Origin of the sequence: Myceligenerans pegani (genome assembly GCF_014892515.1) — a bacterium.
GTDB lineage: Bacteria > Actinomycetota > Actinomycetes > Actinomycetales > Cellulomonadaceae > Myceligenerans > Myceligenerans pegani.
This window is the reverse complement of the sequence record NZ_JADBGR010000104.1, coordinates 12,763-32,011: the sequence shown is the minus strand read 5'-3', so window position 1 is coordinate 32,011 and position 19,249 is coordinate 12,763. Positions and strand designations below refer to the sequence as shown.

The window sequence follows — 19,249 nt, the reverse complement described above, 5'->3', positions numbered from 1 at the left end:
CTGTCCGGCCGGTGCAACTGCGTCCGCAACCGCGCCATGACGGCCCACGTCACCGGGCCGCGGCATGACGAAGGCCGGTTCGGGACCGGCCCTGGCCCCGCTCAGGCCAGGAACAGGAAGCCGGCGATGACGACCATGACCGCTGCCGTGGCGAAGTGGACGCCGTAGGCGGCCGCGCGGGGCCCCTTGGAGCGCAGGACGATCAGGCCGTCGAAGACGGGCATCACGGTGGCGGCGAGCACGACCCAGCCGGTGAGCGAGGTGGTACCGAGCACGGCCACGACCAGGAGCATCAGTCCGGCGCCGACGTCGCGTCCACCTTTCACCGTGAGCCAGTGGTCGAGGACCGGGTCCGGGCCGGTGCCGGGGATACCGAAGGTGGCGAAGAACTGGGGCTTGAGCATGCCGGTGATGCCCATGGCGACGACGGCGAGTCCGAGGAGCGCGGCGAGGGCGGTGGCGATGGCAGCGAGCATGGGGTGGTTCCCTTCGGAAGGCGCGTGTGGCATCTAGCACTGCTAGATCCATGTTCAACGATAGACCATCGGTGCCCGGAAATCTAGCAGTGCTAGAATCATGTGGTGACCGCCGCCGAACGCCGCGAACGGCAACGCGCCGAACGACACCAGCTGATCATCACCGCCGCCCGCGAACTCGCCGAGGCCGAGGGCTGGGAAACCGTGACCACCCGCAGGCTCGCCGACAAGGTCGAGTACAGCCAGCCGGTCCTTTACAGCCACTTCGCGAACATGGAGGCCATCCGCGACGCCGTCGCCATCGAGGGCATCGGCGAGATGGCCGAACTCCTCCGGGAGGCGCGTCTCGCCGCCCCCGAGCACGAGGCCGTCCGCGCGGTCTGCACCGCGTACCTCGAGTTCGCCGCGGCGCACCCGGCCGCGTATCAGGCCATGTTCTCCCTGCCCACCGACGTGAAGTGGGCCCGCGCCGATTCCCCGGCCCCGCTGCGGGCCGCGTTCCACGAGATCGTGGGCGCGTTCGGCCCGGTCAACGACAGGAACGCGGCCCTCGCCGAGCTGATCTGGGGTTCGCTCCACGGCATGGCGGTGCTGCTGCGCAGCGGCCGGATCCCGCAGTCCGCGCAGGAGCAGCGCCTCGACCTGCTCGTCGCGCTCTTCGCTGACGCGCCTGCGTAGGCCGTTCGCATACCGCCAGGCGTGACATCCCGAACGGAGGAGCGACCGACTACTCTCGCAGCGTGTGGGAGTTGCGACGCTCGGCCCACCCGGACATCCGGGCCGTCTGGCGGGCCTACGTCGAGGAGGCGGCCGACTACACCGACGACGCGAGCGAGCACTGGGGCCTCTCGTTCGTCCGCCGGGCCGATGGATCACTCACCGCCGAGATCGCGGGTCCGCGTGTCGAACGCCGTCCGATCCGGAGCCGGACCGGAGAGACGTACTGGGGTGTCGAGCTCGCCGTGCATGTCCTGATCCCCGGCGTCGACAAGGCCCTGCTGCGCGGCGCGATCCAGACCCTCGACGTCGAGGACGACCACGTGATCATCGCAGGACGCCGGTACCGGGTGCCGGACTGGGAGCAGCTCGAGGACTTCGTCTCGCGGCTGCTGGCCGACGGCGCCCTCGTGGCGGACGCCGACATCCGCCGCGCGCTCGCCGGTGACGACGACGGGCTCTCCCGGCGGAGCTGGCAGCGGAGGTTCCGGTCGGTGACCGGCCTGCGGCGCAAGGAGATCGAGCGGCTGGACCGCGCCCGCCACGCCTACCGGCTGCTGTGCGAGGGGGTGCGGCCGGCCCGGGTCGCGGCCGCGGTCGGGTACGCCGACCAGGCCCATCTCACGCGAGAACTGCGACGGATCCGTGGAGAGACGCCGGCGCGGATCCTCGCCGCCACCGTCCGTGACGGTTGACGCTTTCGTTCAAGACCGTGCCCCCACCGAACGGCGAGGGTGGTGACGACCAGCCCGATCCGTCACCAGGAGGCACACCATGACCACCGCCGAGACACCGGCCGGCTTCTCGACCCTCAATCCGTTCTTCGTCACCCGCGACGCCGAGGGCCTGATCACCTTCCTGCGGGACGTGTTCGGCGGCACCGAGCACGACGACGCGAGGACGGTCGACGTCGACGGCCTGCTGCTGCACGCCGAGCTCGAGATCGGCGGCACCACGCTGATGTTCGGTGAACGCAAGCCCGGGTGGCCGGACCTGCCGCAGCTCACGCAGATCTACGTCTCCGGCCTGGACGACGTGCTGTCGCGTGCCGAGGCCCGCGGCGCTCGGGTCGTCACACGGCCGACCGACTTCTTCGGCACCGTCTTCTCCCGGTTGATCGACCCGTGGGGCAACCTGTGGTGGGTGTACGAGCACGGCGAGGCCCCGGAACTCGACTGGAACGACGACGCCACCGACAACGCCACCACCGAGCCCGGCACCGACGACGCCGCCACCGAGTGGACGGACCCCGGCCTGGCCTACATCCACCGCACCCTCGTCGAGACGATGCCGACGCTCGGCAGCGAGACAAGCTCCCGGGCGAACTCGACCTCCGGGTAGGCGGCGTCGGCCCTGGCTCCACCGGACCATCGGACAGGCTTCTACCGGACCGTTGGACAGAGATTCCGCGCGGCGGGGCACCTTCTGACGGTGTTCACGGTGCGACGGCGGCGAGGAGCCGTTCCAGCGCCGAGTGCGCCGACCTCCGCGCCTCGGCGTCGTCGCGCTCCGCGATCCACAGGGCGGCCTCGTTCATCGCGCCGGAGAGCTGGGCGGACATCGCGCCGAGCAGATCGTCTCCGACGCCGATCTCGCGGAGCACGTCCTGCAGATGCATGCCGGAGTTCTCCGCGTCGAGCCGGCGCCACTCCTGCCAGCCCAGCACGGCGGGTGCGTCCACGAGCAGAACGCGCACCGCCGGACCGGACGTGACGGCGTCGAGGAACGCGTGCGACCCCGCACTCAGCTGGGCCCGGGGGTCCGCACCGGCGCGTTCGGCCGCTTCCACGACGGCGTCCGCCACCCGCGCCTGGAGCCGGGCCGCGACGGCACGGAACAGGCCCGGCTTGTTCCCGTAGTGGTGATAGACCGCGCCCCGCGTGACCCCGGCGGCACGGGCGACGTCGTCGAGCGACACCTCACTGAAGCCGCGGGAGGCGAACAGGCCGGACGCGACGTCGAGTACCTGCTGGGCGGTTCGGGCGGCAGCGGCGGCCGAGGCGCGAGGCATACGCACTTCCTTTACGTGCACTGAGTATGTATCGTGGATCGAGTTACATGCACAGTGTACGTAAGGAGTGCGCCATGGCCACCACCGCCGTCTACCCCGTCCTCATGTCGCAGGATGTCACCGCAGCGGTCTCGTTCTATCGCGAGGCCCTGGGGTTCGAGACCACGTACGAGTCCGACTGGTACGTGAGCCTGCGCCTCGGCGCGTTCGAACTCGCCGTCCTCGCCCACGACCACCCGACGATCCCCGAGGGATACCGCGCGCTGCCGCGGGGAGTCATCGTGAACGTCGAGGTCGACGACGTCGACGCCGTCCACGCGCGCCTGGCCGACAGGCCAGGCCTCACGCCCCTCCTCCCCCTCCGGGACGAGGACTTCGGGCAACGCCACTTCATCGTCGCGGCGCCCGACGACGTACTGCTCGACATCATCCAGCCGATCCCGGCCACCGCCGAGTACGCAGACGCCTACACCGGGACCCCTTGACGCGCCAGGCGCATGACGTGCCTGATCACCAGTCCGGCAGCGAGGGCCCAGAACGCGGCGCCGATCCCGAGGAAGGCGACGCCGGACGCGGCGATCAGCACGGTCAGGACGGCGGCCTCGCGGTCGCGCGGATCGGAGAGGGCCGCCAGCAGGGAGCCGGACAGGGTCCCGAGCAGCGCCAGGCCCGCCGCCGCCTGCATCACACCGTCGGGCGCCGCCTGGACCAGCGTCGCGAGCGCTCCGCTGGCGGCGGCGAGCACGAGCATGGTGACCGCCGTGGTGACGCCCGCGATCCAGCGACGATTCGGGTCCCGTCCCGCTTCCGGGCCCGCGGCGAGGGCCGCCGCGATGGCGGCCAGGTTGATCGCGTGCCCGCCGGTCGTCGCCCCGAGGGTGGTGCCCAGGCCCGTGACGATCAGGCTCTCGCGCCAGGGTGTGCGGTAGCCGTGGGCGGTGAGGACGGCGACGCCGGGGACGTTCTGCGACGCCATCGTCACGACGTAGAGCGGGACGGAGACGGCGACGACGGCCTCGAGCGTCACGCGCGGCGTCGTCCACGACAGCGCGGGCACCAGGTCCGCGGCCGAGACCGCGCCGCCGCCGGTGACCAGCACCACGACGAGCGCGACGCCGAGCGCCGCGGGAACGGCCCAGCGTCGCGAGACCGGGAGCAGGACCAGCCAGATCAGCACGACCGGCGCGACGGCGAGCGGCGCACCCGCGAGCGCCGTGACCGGGGCCAGGCAGAGCGGCACGAGCACCCCGGCGAGCATCCCCTGGGCCAGGGATGCCGGGATGGCCGCGACGAGATCCCCCAGCCGCGGGATGACGACGGTGAGGAGGATGAGCAGTCCGGTGATCCCGAACGCGGCGACGGCCGCCGGCCACCCGCCCGCGACGGCGGGCATCGAGGCGAGGAGCGCGGCGCCGGGTGTCGACCAGGCCAGGATGATCGGGGTGCGGTGCCGCACGCTGAGCCACAGCATGCCGAGTGCCTGGGTGACGAGGAGGGTCAGCAGGCCCGAGGCGGCCTGTGCGGGCGAGGCGCCGACGGCGGTCAGGCCGGCGAGCACGACGACGACGGAGCTGCTGGGGCCGACGACGGCGGTGACGATCCCGGCGGTGACGGGTCCCTGACGCGATCTGTCGCCCACCCGAGCATCCCTTCGCCTACGCTGTTCTGATTACGGAACACCCTACGTTCTGTATACAGAACAAGGCAAGGAAGCGTGGATGGGGAACGTCGGAGAGGGCGCGGCGGCGAAGGTCGGGCGGCGCATCCGTGCGCTGCGCACCGCCCGCGGGATGTCGCTGACGGCGCTGGCCGCGACCGCCGGGATCGGCAAGGGTTCCCTGTCGGAGCTGGAGACCGGGCGGAGGAACCCCACCCTGGACACGCTGTACGCGGTCGCGGGGCCGCTGGGCGTACCGATGGCGGAGCTGGTGGGCGACGACGACTGGACGAGGCTCGACGAGAACGGGATCTTCACCACCCGGGTCCGGGTGCTGCGCGAGGACTCGCGCGTGACCGAGGTCTACCTGATCCGGCTCGCGGCCGGCGCGGTGCGCCGCTCCCCCGCCCACGCCGCCGGCGCCGTCGAGCGACTCGTCGTGCTCACCGGCAGCGGCGTGGTCACCTACGGCGACCGACGGTCCGAACTCGTCACGGGCGACTTCGTCGAGTTCCCCGCGGACCAGCCGCACTCGTACACGGGGAGCCCTGACGGCGGCTTCGAGGCGGTCAACGTCATCGTCACGCCGCGCACCTGACCCGCACGGGTCCCGGGGAGGGTACGACCGCCCGCCTGCCGCCGCCCTGACATCTGCCTCGACGCCGAGCCCGCGCCGTCAGGACCGGACCACCCTGGCCCCCGCCGCCCGGTCGTACGGCGTGCGGCCCGCACCCGCGAACAGGGTGACGACGTACGCGATCGGCAGCACGTAGGCCGCCGCGGTCAGGGCCACCAGGCCGGGGCCGACCGTCGGGGACACGACGAGGCCGATCGCCGCCGCGTGCCCGATCGTCCACGGCACCGCGACCTTGAGCGCGTTGCGGACGAGCGCCGCGCCGAACGAGAGCCGCCGGCCGTCCCTGGCGCCGACCACCCTGAGCCCGGCCACCCGCTTGCCGATCGACGCCTGCCGCGGGCCCGCCTCGAGGACGGCGAGGAAGGTCGTCAGCGGGACGGCCGTGACGAGCGCGGACACGACGTTCATGGTCACGACGGACCCGTCGCCCGTCACTCCGGCGAGGTACAACGGGATGCCGACCGCCGCGACCAGGCCGAGCCACGCGAGGAAGCACAACCAGTCGACGAGCCATGCGGCGATGCGGCGCCAGGCGTCGGGATTCACCGGCCGAACGTACCGCCCCACGCCGTCCGACGTCGACGGACTCCTCCCCCACTACGGCGTCCTGACCTCCAGGCCGGCCGCCGCCCCTCGCGTGCCGGACTCCCGGATGCCGCCGGCGCCGTCGAGCATGACGATCTGGTCGGCCGTCATGATCGTCTGCAGCCGGTGCGCGACGACGACGAGCGTCCGGTCGGCGCGGAGCTGCTCGACGACCTCGCCGACGGCGATCTCGTTGCCGATGTCGAGCGCCGCGGTCGCCTCGTCCAGGAGCACGATCGGCGCCTCCTTGAGCAGGGCGCGGGCGATGGAGACCCGCTGCCGCTCGCCGCCGGAGAGGTTGGAGCCGCCCTCGCCGACACGGGCGTCCCACCCGCCGGGCAGCCGGTCGGCGATCTCGTCGACCCGGGCACGGGTGGCGGCCGCGACGACGGCATCGCGGCCGAGGCCGGGGTTGCCGATCCAGACGTTGTTCAGGATCGTGTCGTCGAACAGGTAGACGTCCTGGAACACGGGCGCGACGGCGCCCTCGACGACGGCGGTGCCGAGTTCGGGCACGGGTACGCCGCCGATCGAGACGGTGCCGGACTCCGGGTCGTAGAAGCGCGCGACGAGCTTGGTGATCGTCGTCTTTCCCGATCCGGACGGCCCGACGATCGCCGTCATCCGGCCGGCCGGGGCGGTGAACGACAGGCGCTCGAGGACGGGCGCGCCGTCGTACCCGAACGTGACGTCGTCGAAGCGGATGCTCCAGTCGGCGGGCTTCCGCGGCGTGGCGGGTTCGGGCAGGCCCCGGACGGCGGACAGGGCGTCGAGCTGGTCGAGGGTGGTGCGGGCGACCGAGATCCCGCCGCTGAGGTCGCCGGCGGCGACGATCGGCTCGTTGAACCGGGCGCCGAGCACGAGGAGCGCGATCAGGGTGGCCGGGTCGACGGAGCCGCCGATCGCGAGGTAGGCGCCGACGACGAGGAGCACCGTGAGGGAGAGCTGCACGATCGCGGCGAAGGCTGCGATGCCCGCGCCGCCCGTGGCCAGCATGCCCCGGTAGACCCGGTGCTGGTTGCGCAGCGACTCGTCCACGAGGCGGTGGGCGATCGAGTCGTCACCCGCGGTGCGCAGCACCGGCTGGGCGCGCGCGAACTCGATCACCCGGTTGGACGCCTGCGCCACCGCCTCGGAGTGCGCGGCGTCACCGCGGGCGATCGCCCGCCGCACCCACCGGTAGCCGACCGCCATCACCGGGACCATGACGGTCATCGCGACCGCGAGGCGCCAGTCGAGGACGTACATGCCGGCCAGCACCGTGGCCGGGGTGATGAACCCGGTCAGCACGTGGCGCAGGAACGAGTACGGTGTGGTGGAGACGAACATCGCGCCCTGGGTGGCGATGCCGGCGATCATGCCGGACCGGTCGGCGCCGAACCAGGCGACCGGGAGCTCCACGAGGCGGTCGCCGAGCCGGGTCAGCAGGGAGTCGAGGAGCGCGGTGCTGGCCCGCATCCCGATCTGGCCGGCGCACCAGAACGCCACGGCGTAGACGCCGCCGACGACCGCGAGGACGCCGAGCCGGTTCCCGGCCGCCGTCGTGTCGCCGTCGAACAGGGCGCGCAGCACCGGGACGAGCAGCAGGAAGGCGATGCCCTGCAGGATCGCGACGACGACGATGCAGGCCAGCTCCGCGAGGAGCAGTCGCCGCGCCCGCGGGTCGGCGTAGTGGAGCAGGCGTCGGATCATCGGGCGGTTCCTTCCGGCAGGGCGCGGGCGTGGTTCTCCTGGTAGTCGGCCCACATCCGCGCGAAGCGTCCGCCGGCGGCGACCAGGTCGGCGTGGGTGCCGCGTTCGACGACGCGGCCGCCGTCGAGGACGACGATCTGGTCCGCGCGGACGACGGTGTGCAGGCGGTGCGCGACGACGAGCACGGTGCGGTCCGTGGCCAGCGCGCTGAGGGCCCGCTGGATCGCCGCCTCGGAGTCGGGATCGGCGAACGCGGTCGCCTCGTCGAGCACGAGGACGGGCGCGTCGGTGAGCAGGGCCCGGGCGATCGTGACGCGCTGTTCCTCTCCCCCGGAGAGGTTCGCGTCCTCGCCGACCACCGCGTCGTACCCGCGGTCGAAGCGCATGATCCGGTCGTGGATCTGCGCCGTGCGGGCGGCCTGCTCGATCTCGGCGTCGGTCGCGTCCGGACGGGTGAGGCGGAGGTTGTCGCGCAGGCTCGCGCGCAACAGCTGCACGTCCTGGAACACGAACCCGACCGTGCGGTACAGCTCGCCGGCCGCGATCTCGCGGGTGTCCGTACCCCCGATCGTGACGCTCCCCTCGGTCGCGTCGTAGAAGCGCGCCGCGAGCCTCGCGAGCGTGGACTTCCCCGATCCGGACGGCCCCACCAGCGCGGTGACCGTGCCCGGCCGGCACTCGGCGACGATGTCGTGCAGCACGCGGTGTTCGCCGTCGTAGCTGAACCCGACGTCCGCGAACGCCACGCCGTGGCCGTCGGGGGCCTGCGGGGTCGACGGCCGGGGCATGGGCGCCAGGGCGAGGAACGCGGCGAGCGACTGCTGCGCCTTCGTCGCGTTGCGCAGGAACTGGGCCGACGCGCCGAGCTTCATCAGCGGCGCGGTGAGGCCGAGGCCGAGCAGGAGGCCGGGCAGGACGTCGATCGGCGCGGCGGCCCCGCCCGCGACGAGCGAGACGCCGACGGCGAGGAGCCACACCAGCACCACGACCGGCGAGGCGAGGAGCTCGATGATCGTGAACCCGACGGCGGTGGCCCGGGTCCACTCGTCGACGAATCCGACGTAGTGGTCCTTCCGCTCCTCGTAGCGACGGTGGCTGCGCCCGAGCTGGCCGAAGCGCTTGACGACGGCGATGCCGTGCACGAACTCGACGGTGGCGCCGGACAGCCGGGCGGTCGCCTCGTCGTACCGCGCGTACTTCTCCGCCCCGCCGCGCATCATCAGCACGTAGGCGACGGTGGCGAGCAGCAGCGGCACCATCGCCGCCAGCGCGAGCTGCCACTGCATGGCGAAGAGGTAGACGAGGCTGATCACCGGTACCGCGATCGCGGTGAGCACGTCGTGGATGGCATGCGCGACCAGCTGGTGCAGCGCGACGACGTCGTTCTCCACGAGCTTGCGCACCGTCCCCGAGGAGCGGGCGTCGAACCAGCCCAGCGGGAGACGCTGCAGGTGCCGCACGATCCGCCGCCGGAGGGAGTGCTGCAGTCCGGCGTCGGCGACGTGGCTCACCATCCCCGACAGCCAGGCCGCCCCGAAGCTCACGAAGAGGGCGGCCGCGGCGACGGCCACGATCGCCCACACCCGGCCCGGGTCCACCGCGCCGCCAGACAGCGCGGGCAGGACGGCGCGGGCAAGTTCGACGACGGCGACGAACGGCACCACGCTCGTGACCGCGCCGAGCAGGCTCAGACCGATGATCGCCGCCAGGCTTCCCCGTACCGGGGCGAAGAACGACGTGTGCGGCGGGTGCGGCGCGTGCGGCGCCGTGTCGTCGTCCTGGTCGCGCAGCCGCGAAGCCTCCTGTGCCATGCCCCGTCCGTTCCAGATGCCTTGCGATGACGTGATGAGAACAGTTCTCATTGTAGCTAGAACGGTGTTCGAATCAAGGCCGTCCCCGATACTGCGGCTCTCGCGCCGGCGCCGGTCCATCGCGGCACGCGCGCGTACCCGAGAATGGGAGCGACCACCCGCAACCGGAGGAATCACGATCCGTAGCGACTCCACCCCGTTCCACGCCGGGCTCACCCCCGGCCGTGTGATCGACGCCGCCCTCTCCCTCACCGCGCAGTCACATCTGCTGGCCTGGTCGGTGCGTGACCTCGCCGCGGCGCTCGGCGTCGTCCCGTCCGTGATCTACCACCACGTCGGCGGCAAGGACGCGGTCGCCCGCGGGGTGGTCGAGCGCATTCTCGACGACGTCGAGGCCCCGGCCACCGGCACGTCCTGGCAGGCGTGGTTCCGGGAACTGCTCACGTCGATCCACCCGATCCTGCGCCGCTACCCGGGGACCGCGTCCTGGCTGCTCATGCACGGCCCGGCGTTCCCCGGGATCACGCCGGTCATCGACGCCGGCATCGCCGCGCTCGAGGAGGCGGGCTTCGGCGACCGCGTCGGGCTCGCCTACAGCGTCCTGCTGAACAACGCGCTGCTGACCATCTCGGTCGGCGACGAGCGGCTCCGGCACGAGGCGGACAGCCCTCGCGACCACCGCGCGATGATGCACGACTTCCAGGCGAACACCAGCGGCAGCCCGGGCGTCGACGCGCTGCTCGACAGCATGATCCGGCCGCTCACCGGCGACCCGGACACCGCCGCCGCACGCGTCGAGGAGTACTACCGGTTCGTCGTCGACGTCACGATCGCCGGCCTCGAGGCGCGGCTGCCCGGCGCGTCTACTGCTGCCCCATCGCGATCCGCAGCCGCTCCTCCGGGCTGACGAAGTGGTCGTGGTCGTCCTTGCCGACGTCGAGCTGGACCCACTCGATGCGGCCGGTGAACCGGCTCGTGTGCACGTCGTAGGCGCTGGACACGCAGGTGCCGGACTCGTAGCCGATGTCGGTGGTCTCGTCGGCCGAGAAGATCAGCGGCTGGGTCGCCTCGACCCGGCCCCGCCCGGCCGGGGTCCCGTCGTGGAAGAGGGTGACGTCGCCGCCCTTGCCGAGCCCACCGCCGTCGTAGGCGAACTCGATCCGCAGTTGGTGCCTGCCGGAGGGCACGGGTCGTCGGCGACGACGTCGTACCGGTGGATGCCGAGCACGTTGTAGGTGAACGTGAGCCGGCCACCCGTGGTGTGCAGCGCCCAGCCGCCGAACCGCCCGCCCTGCGCGATCACGACGCCCCCGGCGCCTTCCGCCGGGACGTCGACCTCGGCGGTGACGGCGAACGACCTGTTCTTGATGCTGGCGACGCTGTTCTCGGACAGGCGGCCCATCCCGGGGAAGAAGAGCTGGGAGTCCCCGCGGATGAGCGTGGGCCGACCGGCGAGGGCGGGTGAGAGCCGTTCGCCGGTGCGGTCGTCCATGGGCAGCACGTTGTACTTCGTGGCCTCGATGAGCCAGAGGCGCTGGAGCCTGGCGAGCATGTCCGGCCGTTCGGCCGCGAGGTCGTGCGCCTGGCTGAAGTCGGACGCGCCGTCGTAGAGCTCCCAGACGTCGTCGTCGAAGGCGGGCACGGCCCCGCCGGTCAGCTCCCACGGCGTGCGGTGCTTGGTGACCGCGCTCCAGCCGCGGTGGTAGATCCCGCGGTTGCCGAACATCTCGAAGTACTGCAGGTCGTGCCGTTCGGGCGTCTCCGCGTCGCCGAAGGCGTACAGCATGGACGTGCCCTCGATGGGGGACTGCAGCACGCCGTTGACCGTCGTCGGTTCCGGGACCCCGGCGGCCTCGAGGATCGTGGGCGCGACGTCGATCACGTGGGAGAACTGCCGGCGGAGCCCGCCGCGCTCGGCGATGCCGTTCGGCCAGTGCACGATCGTGCCGTTGCGGGTCCCGCCCCAGTGCGACGCGACCTGCTTGGTCCACTGGTAGGGCGTGTCCATGGCCCAGGCCCAGCCCACGGCGTAGTGGTTGTAGGAGCTGGGCGACCCGAACTCGTCCATCTTGCCGCGCAGGAACTCGGGCGTCTCCAGGGCGGCCATGCCGTTGAAGTTCGCCATCTCGTTGAACGCGCCGTGGAGCGTGCCCTCGGCCGAGGCGCCGTTGTCGCCGATGATGTAATAGACGAGCGTGTCGTCGAGAACCCCGAGGTCCTCGAGCGCGTCGATCAGCCGGCCGACCTGCGTGTCCGTGTGCTCGAGGAAGCCCGCGTACGTCTCCATCTCCCGCGCGAGCACGGGCTTGAGGTCCTCGGGCATGTCGCCCCACGCGGGGATCTCGTCGTGGCGTGCGGTGAGCTCGGCGTCGGGCGGCACGACGCCGAGCTCCTTCTGCCGCGCGAGGGTCCGTTCGCGCTGCACGTCCCAGCCGTCGTCGAACGCCCCGTGGTACTTCTCGATCCACTCGGGGGCGACGTGGTGCGGGGCGTGCGTCGCTCCCGGGGCGAGGTAGACGAAGAACGGCCGGTCCGGCATCAGTGCCTTCTGCTGCCGCACCCAGGCGCACGCGTGGTCGAGGAGGTCCTCGGTGAGGTGGTAGCCCTCCTCCGCGGTCGCCGGCGGCTCGACCGGCGTGGTGCCGCTGTACAGGGCGGGGGCCCACTGGTTGTTCTCGCCACCGATGAACCCGTAGAACGTCTCGAACCCGCCACCGCCGGTCGGCCAGGCGTCGAAGGGACCCATCGGCGACGACTGCCACACCGGGACCTCGTGGCACTTGCCGAACTGCGCGGTGGAGTACCCGTTCAGCCGGAGGGTCTCGGCCAGGGGCGCCTTCGTGTTGGGGCGCAGCGAGTTGTTCCCCGGCGCCGAGGTGGCCGTCTCGGTGATGCTGCCCATGCCGACCGAGTGGTGGTTGCGGCCCGTCAGCAGCGCCTGGCGGGTCGGGGCGCACAGCGCGGTGGTGTGGAACCGGTTGAACCGCAGGCCCGCCCCGGCGAGGCGCTCGGCCGTCGGGGTGAAGCACGGCCCGCCGAACGCGCTCGGGGCGCCGAACCCGACGTCGTCGAGCAGGATGACCAGCACGTTGGGCGCGCCCGGGGGCGGGAGCAGCGGCTCGATGGGCGGGTAGGACGTCTCCGGGTCCTTCGCGTCGTACGTCGTGAGACCGAGCGCCGGGCGGTCCGGGACGGGCAGCATCGTGCGGGCGTGCATGTCGGGGCGCATGACGGGCTCCACTTCGCGGGAAGGGCGGGGCCCGTCTCACGCTACGAGCGTGCCGCCGGGGCGCCTCCCCCGGAACGGGTGAGTTCCCGGGCGTCGCCCCGGCCCCCGACGGCGGGCCCGCCGCGGCGTCGTGCCGCGCGGATGCCGTTGAGGATGACGACGACCTCCGCGACCTCGTGGACCAGCACCACCCCGGCCAGGCCGAGCACGCCGGACAGCGCAAGGGGGAACAGCACGACGATGATCGCCAGCGCCAGGGCGATGTTGACCGTCATGATGCGGTGCCCGCGCCGGGAGTGGGCCAGCGCGGCCGGGATGAGGCGGAGGTCGTGGCCGGTGAAGGCGATGTCGGCGGACTCCACCGCCGCGGCGGAGCCGGTCGCGCCCATCGCGATCCCGACGGTCGCGGTCGCGAGCGCCGGCGCGTCGTTGATGCCGTCGCCGACCATCGCCGTCGGTCGGACGGCGGCCAGCTCGGTGATCGCGTGGGCCTTGTCGGAGGGGCGCTGTTCCGCCCGGACCTCGGCGATCCCGGCCTCCGCGGCGAGGGCGTGCGCCGTCGCGGCGGTGTCGCCGGTGAGCATGACGACGTCGACGCCCTGGTCGCGCAGCATCCCGACGGTCTCGGCGGCCTCGGGCCGCAGTTCGTCGCGGACGCCGATGAGCCCGGCGGCCCGGCCGTCCACCTCGACGACGACGGCGGTCATGCCCGCCGCGGCCATGCGACCGGCGTCGTCCCGGAGCGGGCCGGGGTCGACCCAGCGAGGGCTGCCGACTCGTACGGTGCGGGCACCGACGCGTCCGGTGATGCCGTGGCCGGCGTTCTCCGCGACGTCGGTCGCCGGCGTGGGGCCGGGTACGGCGGTGGTCGGCGTGCCGCCGGGTGCGGCGGTGGCAGGTTCGGCGCCGGGGGCGGGAGCGGCGGTGACGCCTGGGGCGGCGGCCGTGATCGCGGAGGCGAGCGGGTGGGTGCTGGTGGACTCGACGGCGGCCGCCAGGGCCAGCACCTCGTCCCGGGTGGCGTCGCCGGTGGTGCGCACGTCGACGACGGTCGGCTCGCCCCGGGTGAGGGTGCCGGTCTTGTCGAACGCGACCGTGCGGATGGTGCCGAACCGCTCGAACGCGGCGCCGGACGTGATGACGACGCCGAACCGGGAGGCGGAGCCGATCGCGCTGATCACGGTGACGGGCACGGCGATCGCCAGCGCGCACGGCGACGCCGCGACGAGCACGACGAGGGAGCGCTCGATCCACGTCCAGGGGTCTCCGGCGATCACCCCGAACAGGGCGACCAGGGCGGCGGCGACGAGGACGGCAGGGACCAGGGGGCGCGCGATCCGGTCGGCGAGCCGGGCGCGTTCGCCCTTGCGGGCGTGCGCCTGCTCGACCAGCGCGACGATCTGCGTCAGGGAGTTGTCCCGCCCGTCGGCGGTGGCCTCGATCAGCAGGCTGCCGGCGCCGTTCACGACGCCGGCGGGCACGGCGTCGCCGGGGCCGACCTCGACGGGGATCGCCTCGCCCGTCACGGCGGAGGTGTCGATGCCGGACCGGCCCTCGACGACGACGCCGTCCGTCGCGACCCGCTCCCCCGCGCCGACCCGGAGCAGGTCGAGCTCGCGGACCTCGGTGACCGGGACGGTGACATCCCCGCTCAAGCGGGAGACGCGGGCGGTCTCGGGGATCAGGGACAGCAGGGCGCGCAGGCCCTCCCTGGCCCGGTCCATGGCGCGGTCCTCCAGCGTCTCCGCGAGGGAGAACAGGAACGCCAGGGCGGCTGCCTCGCCGACATGTCCCAGCAGGACGGCGCCGACCGCGGCGATCGTCATGAGCAGCCCCACGCCCAGCCGGCCCCGCGCGAGCCGGCGGATCGCACCCGGTACGAAGGTCCACGCGCCGGCCAGCAGGGCGATCCACTGAGCCATCAGGGCCGGGGTGCCCGCGCCGGACCACTCGAGCGCGAGCCCGGCGACGAGGAACACTCCGGAGATCACCGAGGGCAGCAGCGCCGGGTCGCGCCACCACGGTGGACGTATCTCCGGTTCCTCCCCGGGATCCGCCTCGGCGGGTTCGGGCCCGCAGCAGGCGTCCCCGGCCTTCGCCGAGGGCAGGCCCGCGCCGTCGGATGCGCTCGCGGCGGCGGGCACGAACCCGCCGGGCGGCGCGCAGCACGCACAGTCCGTGACGCGCGGCGACTTGATCACGACCCTCGGCGCGATCCGCGCATCGGAGCCGCAGCACTCGCGACTCACGAGGCCACCTCCACGCCCGGCTCGCAGCAGCCCGGCACGGTGCAGTGCGGATCCATGCACGGGATGTCCTGGTCGACCGCGAGCGTGACCTCCACCAGCGCGGTCAGGGCCGCGGTGAGGTGCGGGTCGGCGATCTCGTAGCGGGTCTGCCGCCCTTCCGGCTCGGCGACGACGATGCCGCAGCCGCGCAGGCACGCCAGGTGGTTCGACACGTTGGTCCGCGTCAGCTCCAGGTCACGGGCAAGCCGGGCGGGATATCCCGGGGACTCCAGGAGCGACAGCAGGATCCGGGAGCGGGTCGGATCCGCCATCGCCCGGCCCAGCCGGTTCATCACGTCCGTCCGCGAGGCAATGGTCAGCATGTACTGACCATACAGCGATCAGTGACCTGTTGGGAACCGGACGGCGGGGCTCCCGCGGCCCGTGCGTCAGGGCCGGGCCACGTCGGGGAATCCTGTCCAGCGGAGCTCCGCGGGGAGGTGGCTCATGTCGTTGAACATCGCGATGCTCGGCGGCACGGCGGGGCGGTACTCGATGACGGTCAGCGCCGCGTTCGCGCTGCTGAGGCCGAGCCACCGGACCGGCGGCGCCCCGAGCGCGTCGCGCAGGAGCCAGGCGATCTGGTAGGCGTGGGTGATGAGCACCTCGTGGAGGTCGCCCGTCTGCTCGGGCGCGGCAGCGAACCGGGCGGTCAGGCCCTGCGCGATGCGGTTGCCCTCGGCGGCCTCACCGTCGTCGTACCCGTCGAAGAACGGCACCCAGTCGGGCGGTATCTCGCCGGGCGCCGGTACGTACGGGACGTGGTCGACGAGCTCGGCGGCCTCGGCGACCGCCGTGCCGGCCGGCAGCCGCGCGGCGAGCTCCCGCGCGCTCTCGGCCGCACGCGGGAGCGGGGAGTGCCACACGGCGCCGATCGGCAGGTGCGCGAGGCGCCGGCCGAGGAGCCCGGCTTGTTCCCGGCCGGTGTCGGTGAGCTCGCCGAACGGATCGGCGGCGCCGTGCCGGGCGATGTAGAGATACCTGGTCGACATGGGTGAACCCTTCAGTCCGAGGTGATGGCGACGATCCCCGCGCCGCCGTCGACGGCGATCCGGGCGCCGTCGCGGATGGCGGTGGTGGCGTGCGCGACGCCGAGGACGGCGGGGATGCCGTGCTCGCGGGCGACGATCGCCGCGTGGGAGAGCGCGCCGCCGGTCTCGGTGACGACGGCCCCGGCGATGCCGAACACGGGGGTCCAGGCCGGTTCGGTGTACCGGCAGACGACGACGTCCCCGCGCCGCACCCGGCCGAGCTCGGCAGGGCTGCGCAGGACTCGTGCGGTCCCGCCGGCTGTCCCGTGAGCGCCCGGCACGCCGGTCAGGACCGTGCGCGCGGTCGACGGCGCAGCGCCGGACGACGACGGCCGGGCGGGCAGCGGGGGAAGGGGCGCGGTGATCGGCCTGGCCTGGAGGATCCACGCCTTCCCGTCCGCGATGGCCCACTCGATGTCCTGCGGCCTCCGGAGGACCTCCGCCACGCGGCGCCCGAGGGCAGCGAGCGCCGCGGCGGTGACGTCGTCGAGCGCCTTCCGTGGGGCCGGAGCGGCCACCAGGACGCTTCCGTCCGCAGCGACCTCGTAGGCATCGGGGCTGACCGTTCCGCCGACCACGCTGAGCCCGAGTCCCCACGAGGCCTCGATGCGGGTGGGGTCGCCCGGTGCGAACGGGGTGAACATCACGCCCGAGACCTCGGCGTCGATCAGGCGCTGGACGAGCACCGCCATGTCCGGCGTGCCCGATGAGCCGGCGTCGCCCCCGCCCGGAGCTCCGGCCGAGCCGGCGTCGTCCATCCGGCGCCGGTAGGCAGCGACGCGCGCCGAGCGCGCCGACGCCCAGCAGGTCCGGACTGCCTCCGAGACCGCCGGTAGCCCACAGATGCCCACGACGCTCTCGTACTGGCCGGCGGCGGACGCGCCCGGCGTGTCCTCGTGCGCCGCCGAGGAGCGCACCGCGACGGAGGGGTCTCCCATCGCGGCGAGGTGACCGGAGATCTCGCTCCGCAGTTCGGCGGACACCGCAGGCCGCGCCTCGGGGAGCCTGCCGAGCGTCCCGCGGCCCGGCGCCCCGGCCGCGGACGAACGCAGCGCTCCACCCGTCGGGCGACGCCCCGCCGTGTGCACGGCGCGCCGGTGCGCGGCGAAGGGGAGGACGAAGCCGTCGGGCACGGGCAGTCCTGCTCGCAGCAGGGCGGCGAGCGCCGCCGCCTTGCCGCCGCAGGTGTCGGCGGCCGCTTCCCGGAGGGGCGTGATCATCGCCCGTCCGTCCGTCGTCCGTCCACATGGCCTCCGTCCGCCCGGTCCATCGATGCTCCGCTCCACTCCATCAACGATTTGTTGACAACACAATGTTGATTCTGCAGGATGAGGTGCATGGAACGCAAGCACGACGTCGACCGTCCGGCCGACGAGGACCACGCACGGGCCCGGCGTGAACGTGACGCCCAGGACCGCCTTCTCGCACTCGGGGCCGACAGCCTGGGTCCCCGTCCGTGGCGGCCCGGATCCGTGCCGCCTACGGCGTTCGACCTCACGCAGTACGCGCTCTGGCGATCCGCGGACCTGGCTCCCGAGGACCTGCTCGGCGCGCTCGCGCTGGTCCCCGCCGCGCGGGCCGAGGTCGAGGGCCTGGAGGCCGGCCTGCTGTTCACCGCCCGGAGCGCCGGGCTCACCTGGGCGCAGATCGCCGAGGCGATGGGGTTCCGCTCACCGCAGGCGTGTCAGCAGCACTTCGCGCGGCTCGCCGCCCGGGCCCGGTGACCGGCGATGTCCTGGGTCTCACCGACATCGCTGCGGGTACTGCACGCGGTGCGCCTGCTCGGCCACGCGGACAGCCTCGCGATCGCCGCCCGGGCCGGCGCCGGGCACGACAGGTCCGTCGAGGTACTGCGCGACGCCGAGCGCCGCGGCTGGGTCCGGCACCTCGCGTTCGCCGGCGACGGCGGCTGGTCCCTGACCGAGGAGGGACGGGCAGAGAACGAACGGCAGCTCACCCACGAGCGCGGGATCGCCGACCCCGGGAACGTGGTCGACGCCGTCCACCGCGACTTCCTGCCGCTCAACGCGCGCCTCCTGCGCGCGGTCACCGACTGGCAGCTCAAGCCGGCCGACGGCGACCGGCTGGCGCCCAACACCCACGACGACGGCGCCTGGGACGATCGCGTCCTGGCCGAGCTCGCGGCCCTGAGCACCGCGCTCGTTCCGCTGGCCGGCCGTCTCACCGCCACGCTCGCGAGGTTCGGCGGGTACGACGACCGCTTCGAGGCCGCCCTCCGCCGGGCGCGGGCCGGCCATCACGACTGGGTCGACAGGACCGGCATCGACTCCTGTCACCGGGTCTGGTTCCAGCTCCACGAGGACCTCGTGGCCACCCTCGGCATCGACCGCGGTGGTTCCTAGTCCTCCGCCAGGAAGGAGCCGATCAGTTCCGTGATCTCGTCCGGGCGCTCCAGGCTGGGCAGGTGTCCCGCCCAGCCGAGCTGGACGTGGCGGGCGCCGTCGATCTTCCGGACGACGTGGTGGGCCACCTCGCGGAAGTGGTCCAGGTCCTGACCGCCGGAGACGACGAGCGTGCGGGCCGTGACGCGCGTCAGATCGGTGTCCGGGCCAGGCAGCTGATTGACGATGTCGCCGGCGCCGAGCTGGACCTCGAAGGCGTGGCGCTGCATGGTGCGCACCAGATCGCGCGCGGCGGCGTCCGCCTCGGGACCCACCCAGGTGGAGACGTTCAGTTCCGTGGCGCCCTCGAGATCGTCCGCCGACAGGAGGACGTCCTCGCGGCGCGCGAAACGCTCGAGCGAGCGCGTCGCCGGGATGGGGTAGGCGGGGTTGAGCAGGACGAGCCGGTCGACGAGATCCGGCCAGCCCGAGGCGATCTGGAGCGCCACGTGCCCTCCGGCCGAGGCGCCGACGACGGCGGCGGGTGCCTTCAGGGTGTCGAGGAGCCGCTTGACGTCGTCGGCGTCGCTGTACGGCTCGCCGTCGAGGGGCGTGTCCCCGTACCCGCGCAGGTCGCACGTGGTGACGCGGAAGTTCTCGGCGAGCGCCGCGACCTGCGGGCCCCACATCCGCGAGTCGGCCACGCCCGCATGGAGCAGCAGGACGTCGGGGCCCGATCCTGTCGTGTCATGGGTGAGGTGCATGCGCAGAAC

General features: G+C 73.1%; 19 protein-coding genes and 1 pseudogene. 8 read left to right on the top strand and 12 right to left on the bottom strand.

What is annotated here, in order from left to right:
* Positions 1-101: 101 nt before the first annotated feature.
* Positions 102-476, bottom strand: coding sequence for a DUF4267 domain-containing protein (locus IIE03_RS18110; protein ID WP_192864168.1), 375 nt, complete (start codon positions 474-476; stop codon positions 102-104).
* A gap of 105 nt (positions 477-581) precedes the next feature.
* On the opposite strand from IIE03_RS18110, the gene IIE03_RS18105 reads away from it, so the two are divergent.
* The 3 genes from IIE03_RS18105 to IIE03_RS18095 all read left to right on the top strand — a co-directional run bounded on the left by IIE03_RS18105 (position 582) and on the right by IIE03_RS18095 (position 2,534).
* The gene (locus tag IIE03_RS18105; protein ID WP_192864167.1) at positions 582-1,154 is read left to right on the top strand and encodes a TetR/AcrR family transcriptional regulator; all 573 of its coding nucleotides are present in this window, start codon (positions 582-584) and stop codon (positions 1,152-1,154) included.
* A gap of 62 nt (positions 1,155-1,216) precedes the next feature.
* Entirely contained in the window at positions 1,217-1,888 is a 672-nt protein-coding gene (locus tag IIE03_RS18100; protein ID WP_192864166.1) for a helix-turn-helix domain-containing protein, read from the top strand.
* A 79-nt stretch (positions 1,889-1,967) separates the two neighbouring features.
* Positions 1,968-2,534, top strand: a complete 567-nt coding sequence (locus IIE03_RS18095; RefSeq protein ID WP_192864165.1) for a VOC family protein — start codon at positions 1,968-1,970, stop codon at positions 2,532-2,534.
* Positions 2,535-2,628: 94 nt separating this feature from the next.
* Here IIE03_RS18095 and IIE03_RS18090 read toward each other — a convergent pair whose 3' ends face one another.
* Positions 2,629-3,204 carry a TetR family transcriptional regulator gene (locus IIE03_RS18090; protein WP_192864164.1) on the bottom strand — a complete coding sequence of 192 codons (576 nt, stop codon included), beginning with the start codon at positions 3,202-3,204 and terminating at the stop codon, positions 2,629-2,631.
* Positions 3,205-3,278: 74 nt separating this feature from the next.
* Between IIE03_RS18090 and IIE03_RS18085 the strand changes: the two genes are divergently transcribed.
* A complete protein-coding gene (locus IIE03_RS18085; RefSeq protein ID WP_192864163.1) occupies positions 3,279-3,689 on the top strand; it encodes a VOC family protein in 411 nt (136 codons plus the stop codon).
* Here the strand turns inward: IIE03_RS18085 and IIE03_RS18080 are convergent.
* Positions 3,671-4,843, bottom strand: a complete 1,173-nt coding sequence (locus IIE03_RS18080) for a benzoate/H(+) symporter BenE family transporter (protein WP_192864162.1) — start codon at positions 4,841-4,843, stop codon at positions 3,671-3,673. The two genes, IIE03_RS18085 and IIE03_RS18080, sit on opposite strands and share 19 nt — an antisense overlap.
* A gap of 79 nt (positions 4,844-4,922) precedes the next feature.
* On the opposite strand from IIE03_RS18080, the gene IIE03_RS18075 reads away from it, so the two are divergent.
* A complete protein-coding gene (locus tag IIE03_RS18075; RefSeq protein ID WP_192864161.1) occupies positions 4,923-5,459 on the top strand; it encodes a helix-turn-helix domain-containing protein in 537 nt (178 codons plus the stop codon).
* A gap of 78 nt (positions 5,460-5,537) precedes the next feature.
* Here IIE03_RS18075 and IIE03_RS18070 read toward each other — a convergent pair whose 3' ends face one another.
* The 3 genes from IIE03_RS18070 to IIE03_RS18060 are packed head-to-tail and all read right to left on the bottom strand — an operon-like array spanning position 5,538 to position 9,586.
* Entirely contained in the window at positions 5,538-6,044 is a 507-nt protein-coding gene (locus tag IIE03_RS18070) for an RDD family protein (protein ID WP_192864160.1), read from the bottom strand.
* A 51-nt stretch (positions 6,045-6,095) separates the two neighbouring features.
* Complete coding sequence (locus IIE03_RS18065; protein ID WP_192864159.1) at positions 6,096-7,775, bottom strand: ABC transporter ATP-binding protein; 1,680 nt, start codon at positions 7,773-7,775, stop codon at positions 6,096-6,098.
* The gene (locus tag IIE03_RS18060) at positions 7,772-9,586 is read right to left on the bottom strand and encodes an ABC transporter ATP-binding protein (RefSeq protein ID WP_192864158.1); all 1,815 of its coding nucleotides are present in this window, start codon (positions 9,584-9,586) and stop codon (positions 7,772-7,774) included. Before IIE03_RS18060 ends, IIE03_RS18065 begins: the two co-directional genes overlap by 4 nt.
* 226 nt (positions 9,587-9,812) lie before the next feature.
* On the opposite strand from IIE03_RS18060, the gene IIE03_RS18055 reads away from it, so the two are divergent.
* Entirely contained in the window at positions 9,813-10,493 is a 681-nt protein-coding gene (locus IIE03_RS18055; protein WP_318843059.1) for a TetR/AcrR family transcriptional regulator, read from the top strand.
* Here the strand turns inward: IIE03_RS18055 and IIE03_RS18050 are convergent.
* The 5 genes and pseudogenes from IIE03_RS18050 to IIE03_RS18030 form a co-directional block, all read right to left on the bottom strand.
* Positions 10,450-12,815, bottom strand: a pseudogene (locus tag IIE03_RS18050) (arylsulfatase). The gene IIE03_RS18055 and the pseudogene IIE03_RS18050 sit on opposite strands and share 44 nt — an antisense overlap.
* A gap of 41 nt (positions 12,816-12,856) precedes the next feature.
* On the bottom strand, positions 12,857-14,848 hold the full coding sequence (locus IIE03_RS18045; RefSeq protein WP_192864377.1) for a heavy metal translocating P-type ATPase: 1,992 nt from the start codon (positions 14,846-14,848) through the stop codon (positions 12,857-12,859).
* Between the two features lie 212 nt (positions 14,849-15,060).
* Complete coding sequence (gene cmtR, locus IIE03_RS18040) at positions 15,061-15,426, bottom strand: Cd(II)/Pb(II)-sensing metalloregulatory transcriptional regulator CmtR (protein WP_192864156.1); 366 nt, start codon at positions 15,424-15,426, stop codon at positions 15,061-15,063.
* A gap of 66 nt (positions 15,427-15,492) precedes the next feature.
* Positions 15,493-16,095: a histidine phosphatase family protein gene (locus tag IIE03_RS18035; RefSeq protein WP_192864155.1), complete on the bottom strand. Its 603-nt coding sequence runs from the start codon at positions 16,093-16,095 to the stop codon at positions 15,493-15,495.
* Between the two features lie 11 nt (positions 16,096-16,106).
* Entirely contained in the window at positions 16,107-17,354 is a 1,248-nt protein-coding gene (locus tag IIE03_RS18030; protein ID WP_192864154.1) for a PEP/pyruvate-binding domain-containing protein, read from the bottom strand.
* Positions 17,355-17,471: 117 nt separating this feature from the next.
* Between IIE03_RS18030 and IIE03_RS18025 the strand changes: the two genes are divergently transcribed.
* Together IIE03_RS18025 and IIE03_RS18020 are read left to right on the top strand one after the other, a co-directional pair.
* On the top strand, positions 17,472-17,858 hold the full coding sequence (locus IIE03_RS18025; protein WP_192864153.1) for an SANT/Myb-like DNA-binding domain-containing protein: 387 nt from the start codon (positions 17,472-17,474) through the stop codon (positions 17,856-17,858).
* 6 nt (positions 17,859-17,864) lie between these two features.
* The gene (locus IIE03_RS18020; RefSeq protein WP_192864152.1) at positions 17,865-18,497 is read left to right on the top strand and encodes a transcriptional regulator; all 633 of its coding nucleotides are present in this window, start codon (positions 17,865-17,867) and stop codon (positions 18,495-18,497) included.
* On the opposite strand, the gene IIE03_RS18015 is transcribed toward IIE03_RS18020, so the two are convergent.
* Positions 18,494-19,240, bottom strand: a complete 747-nt coding sequence (locus tag IIE03_RS18015) for an alpha/beta fold hydrolase (protein ID WP_192864151.1) — start codon at positions 19,238-19,240, stop codon at positions 18,494-18,496. The genes IIE03_RS18020 and IIE03_RS18015 overlap by 4 nt on opposite strands.
* Positions 19,241-19,249 lie beyond the last annotated feature (9 nt).

What these genes read in the sequence shown, in the direction of transcription:
- IIE03_RS18090 (WP_192864164.1), bottom strand. Translation starts at nt 3,204, where the DNA reads ATGCCTCGCGCCTCGGCCGCCGCTGCCGCCCGAACCGCCCAGCAGGTA.
- IIE03_RS18060 (WP_192864158.1), bottom strand. Translation starts at nt 9,586, where the DNA reads ATGGCACAGGAGGCTTCGCGGCTGCGCGACCAGGACGACGACACGGCG.
- IIE03_RS18085 (WP_192864163.1), top strand. Translation starts at nt 3,279, where the DNA reads ATGGCCACCACCGCCGTCTACCCCGTCCTCATGTCGCAGGATGTCACC.
- IIE03_RS18095 (WP_192864165.1), top strand. Translation starts at nt 1,968, where the DNA reads ATGACCACCGCCGAGACACCGGCCGGCTTCTCGACCCTCAATCCGTTC.
- IIE03_RS18020 (WP_192864152.1), top strand. Translation starts at nt 17,865, where the DNA reads ATGTCCTGGGTCTCACCGACATCGCTGCGGGTACTGCACGCGGTGCGC.
- IIE03_RS18110 (WP_192864168.1), bottom strand. Translation starts at nt 476, where the DNA reads ATGCTCGCTGCCATCGCCACCGCCCTCGCCGCGCTCCTCGGACTCGCC.
- IIE03_RS18075 (WP_192864161.1), top strand. Translation starts at nt 4,923, where the DNA reads ATGGGGAACGTCGGAGAGGGCGCGGCGGCGAAGGTCGGGCGGCGCATC.
- cmtR (WP_192864156.1), bottom strand. Translation starts at nt 15,426, where the DNA reads ATGCTGACCATTGCCTCGCGGACGGACGTGATGAACCGGCTGGGCCGG.
- IIE03_RS18065 (WP_192864159.1), bottom strand. Translation starts at nt 7,775, where the DNA reads ATGATCCGACGCCTGCTCCACTACGCCGACCCGCGGGCGCGGCGACTG.
- IIE03_RS18035 (WP_192864155.1), bottom strand. Translation starts at nt 16,095, where the DNA reads ATGTCGACCAGGTATCTCTACATCGCCCGGCACGGCGCCGCCGATCCG.
- IIE03_RS18030 (WP_192864154.1), bottom strand. Translation starts at nt 17,354, where the DNA reads ATGATCACGCCCCTCCGGGAAGCGGCCGCCGACACCTGCGGCGGCAAG.
- IIE03_RS18025 (WP_192864153.1), top strand. Translation starts at nt 17,472, where the DNA reads ATGGAACGCAAGCACGACGTCGACCGTCCGGCCGACGAGGACCACGCA.
- IIE03_RS18015 (WP_192864151.1), bottom strand. Translation starts at nt 19,240, where the DNA reads ATGCACCTCACCCATGACACGACAGGATCGGGCCCCGACGTCCTGCTG.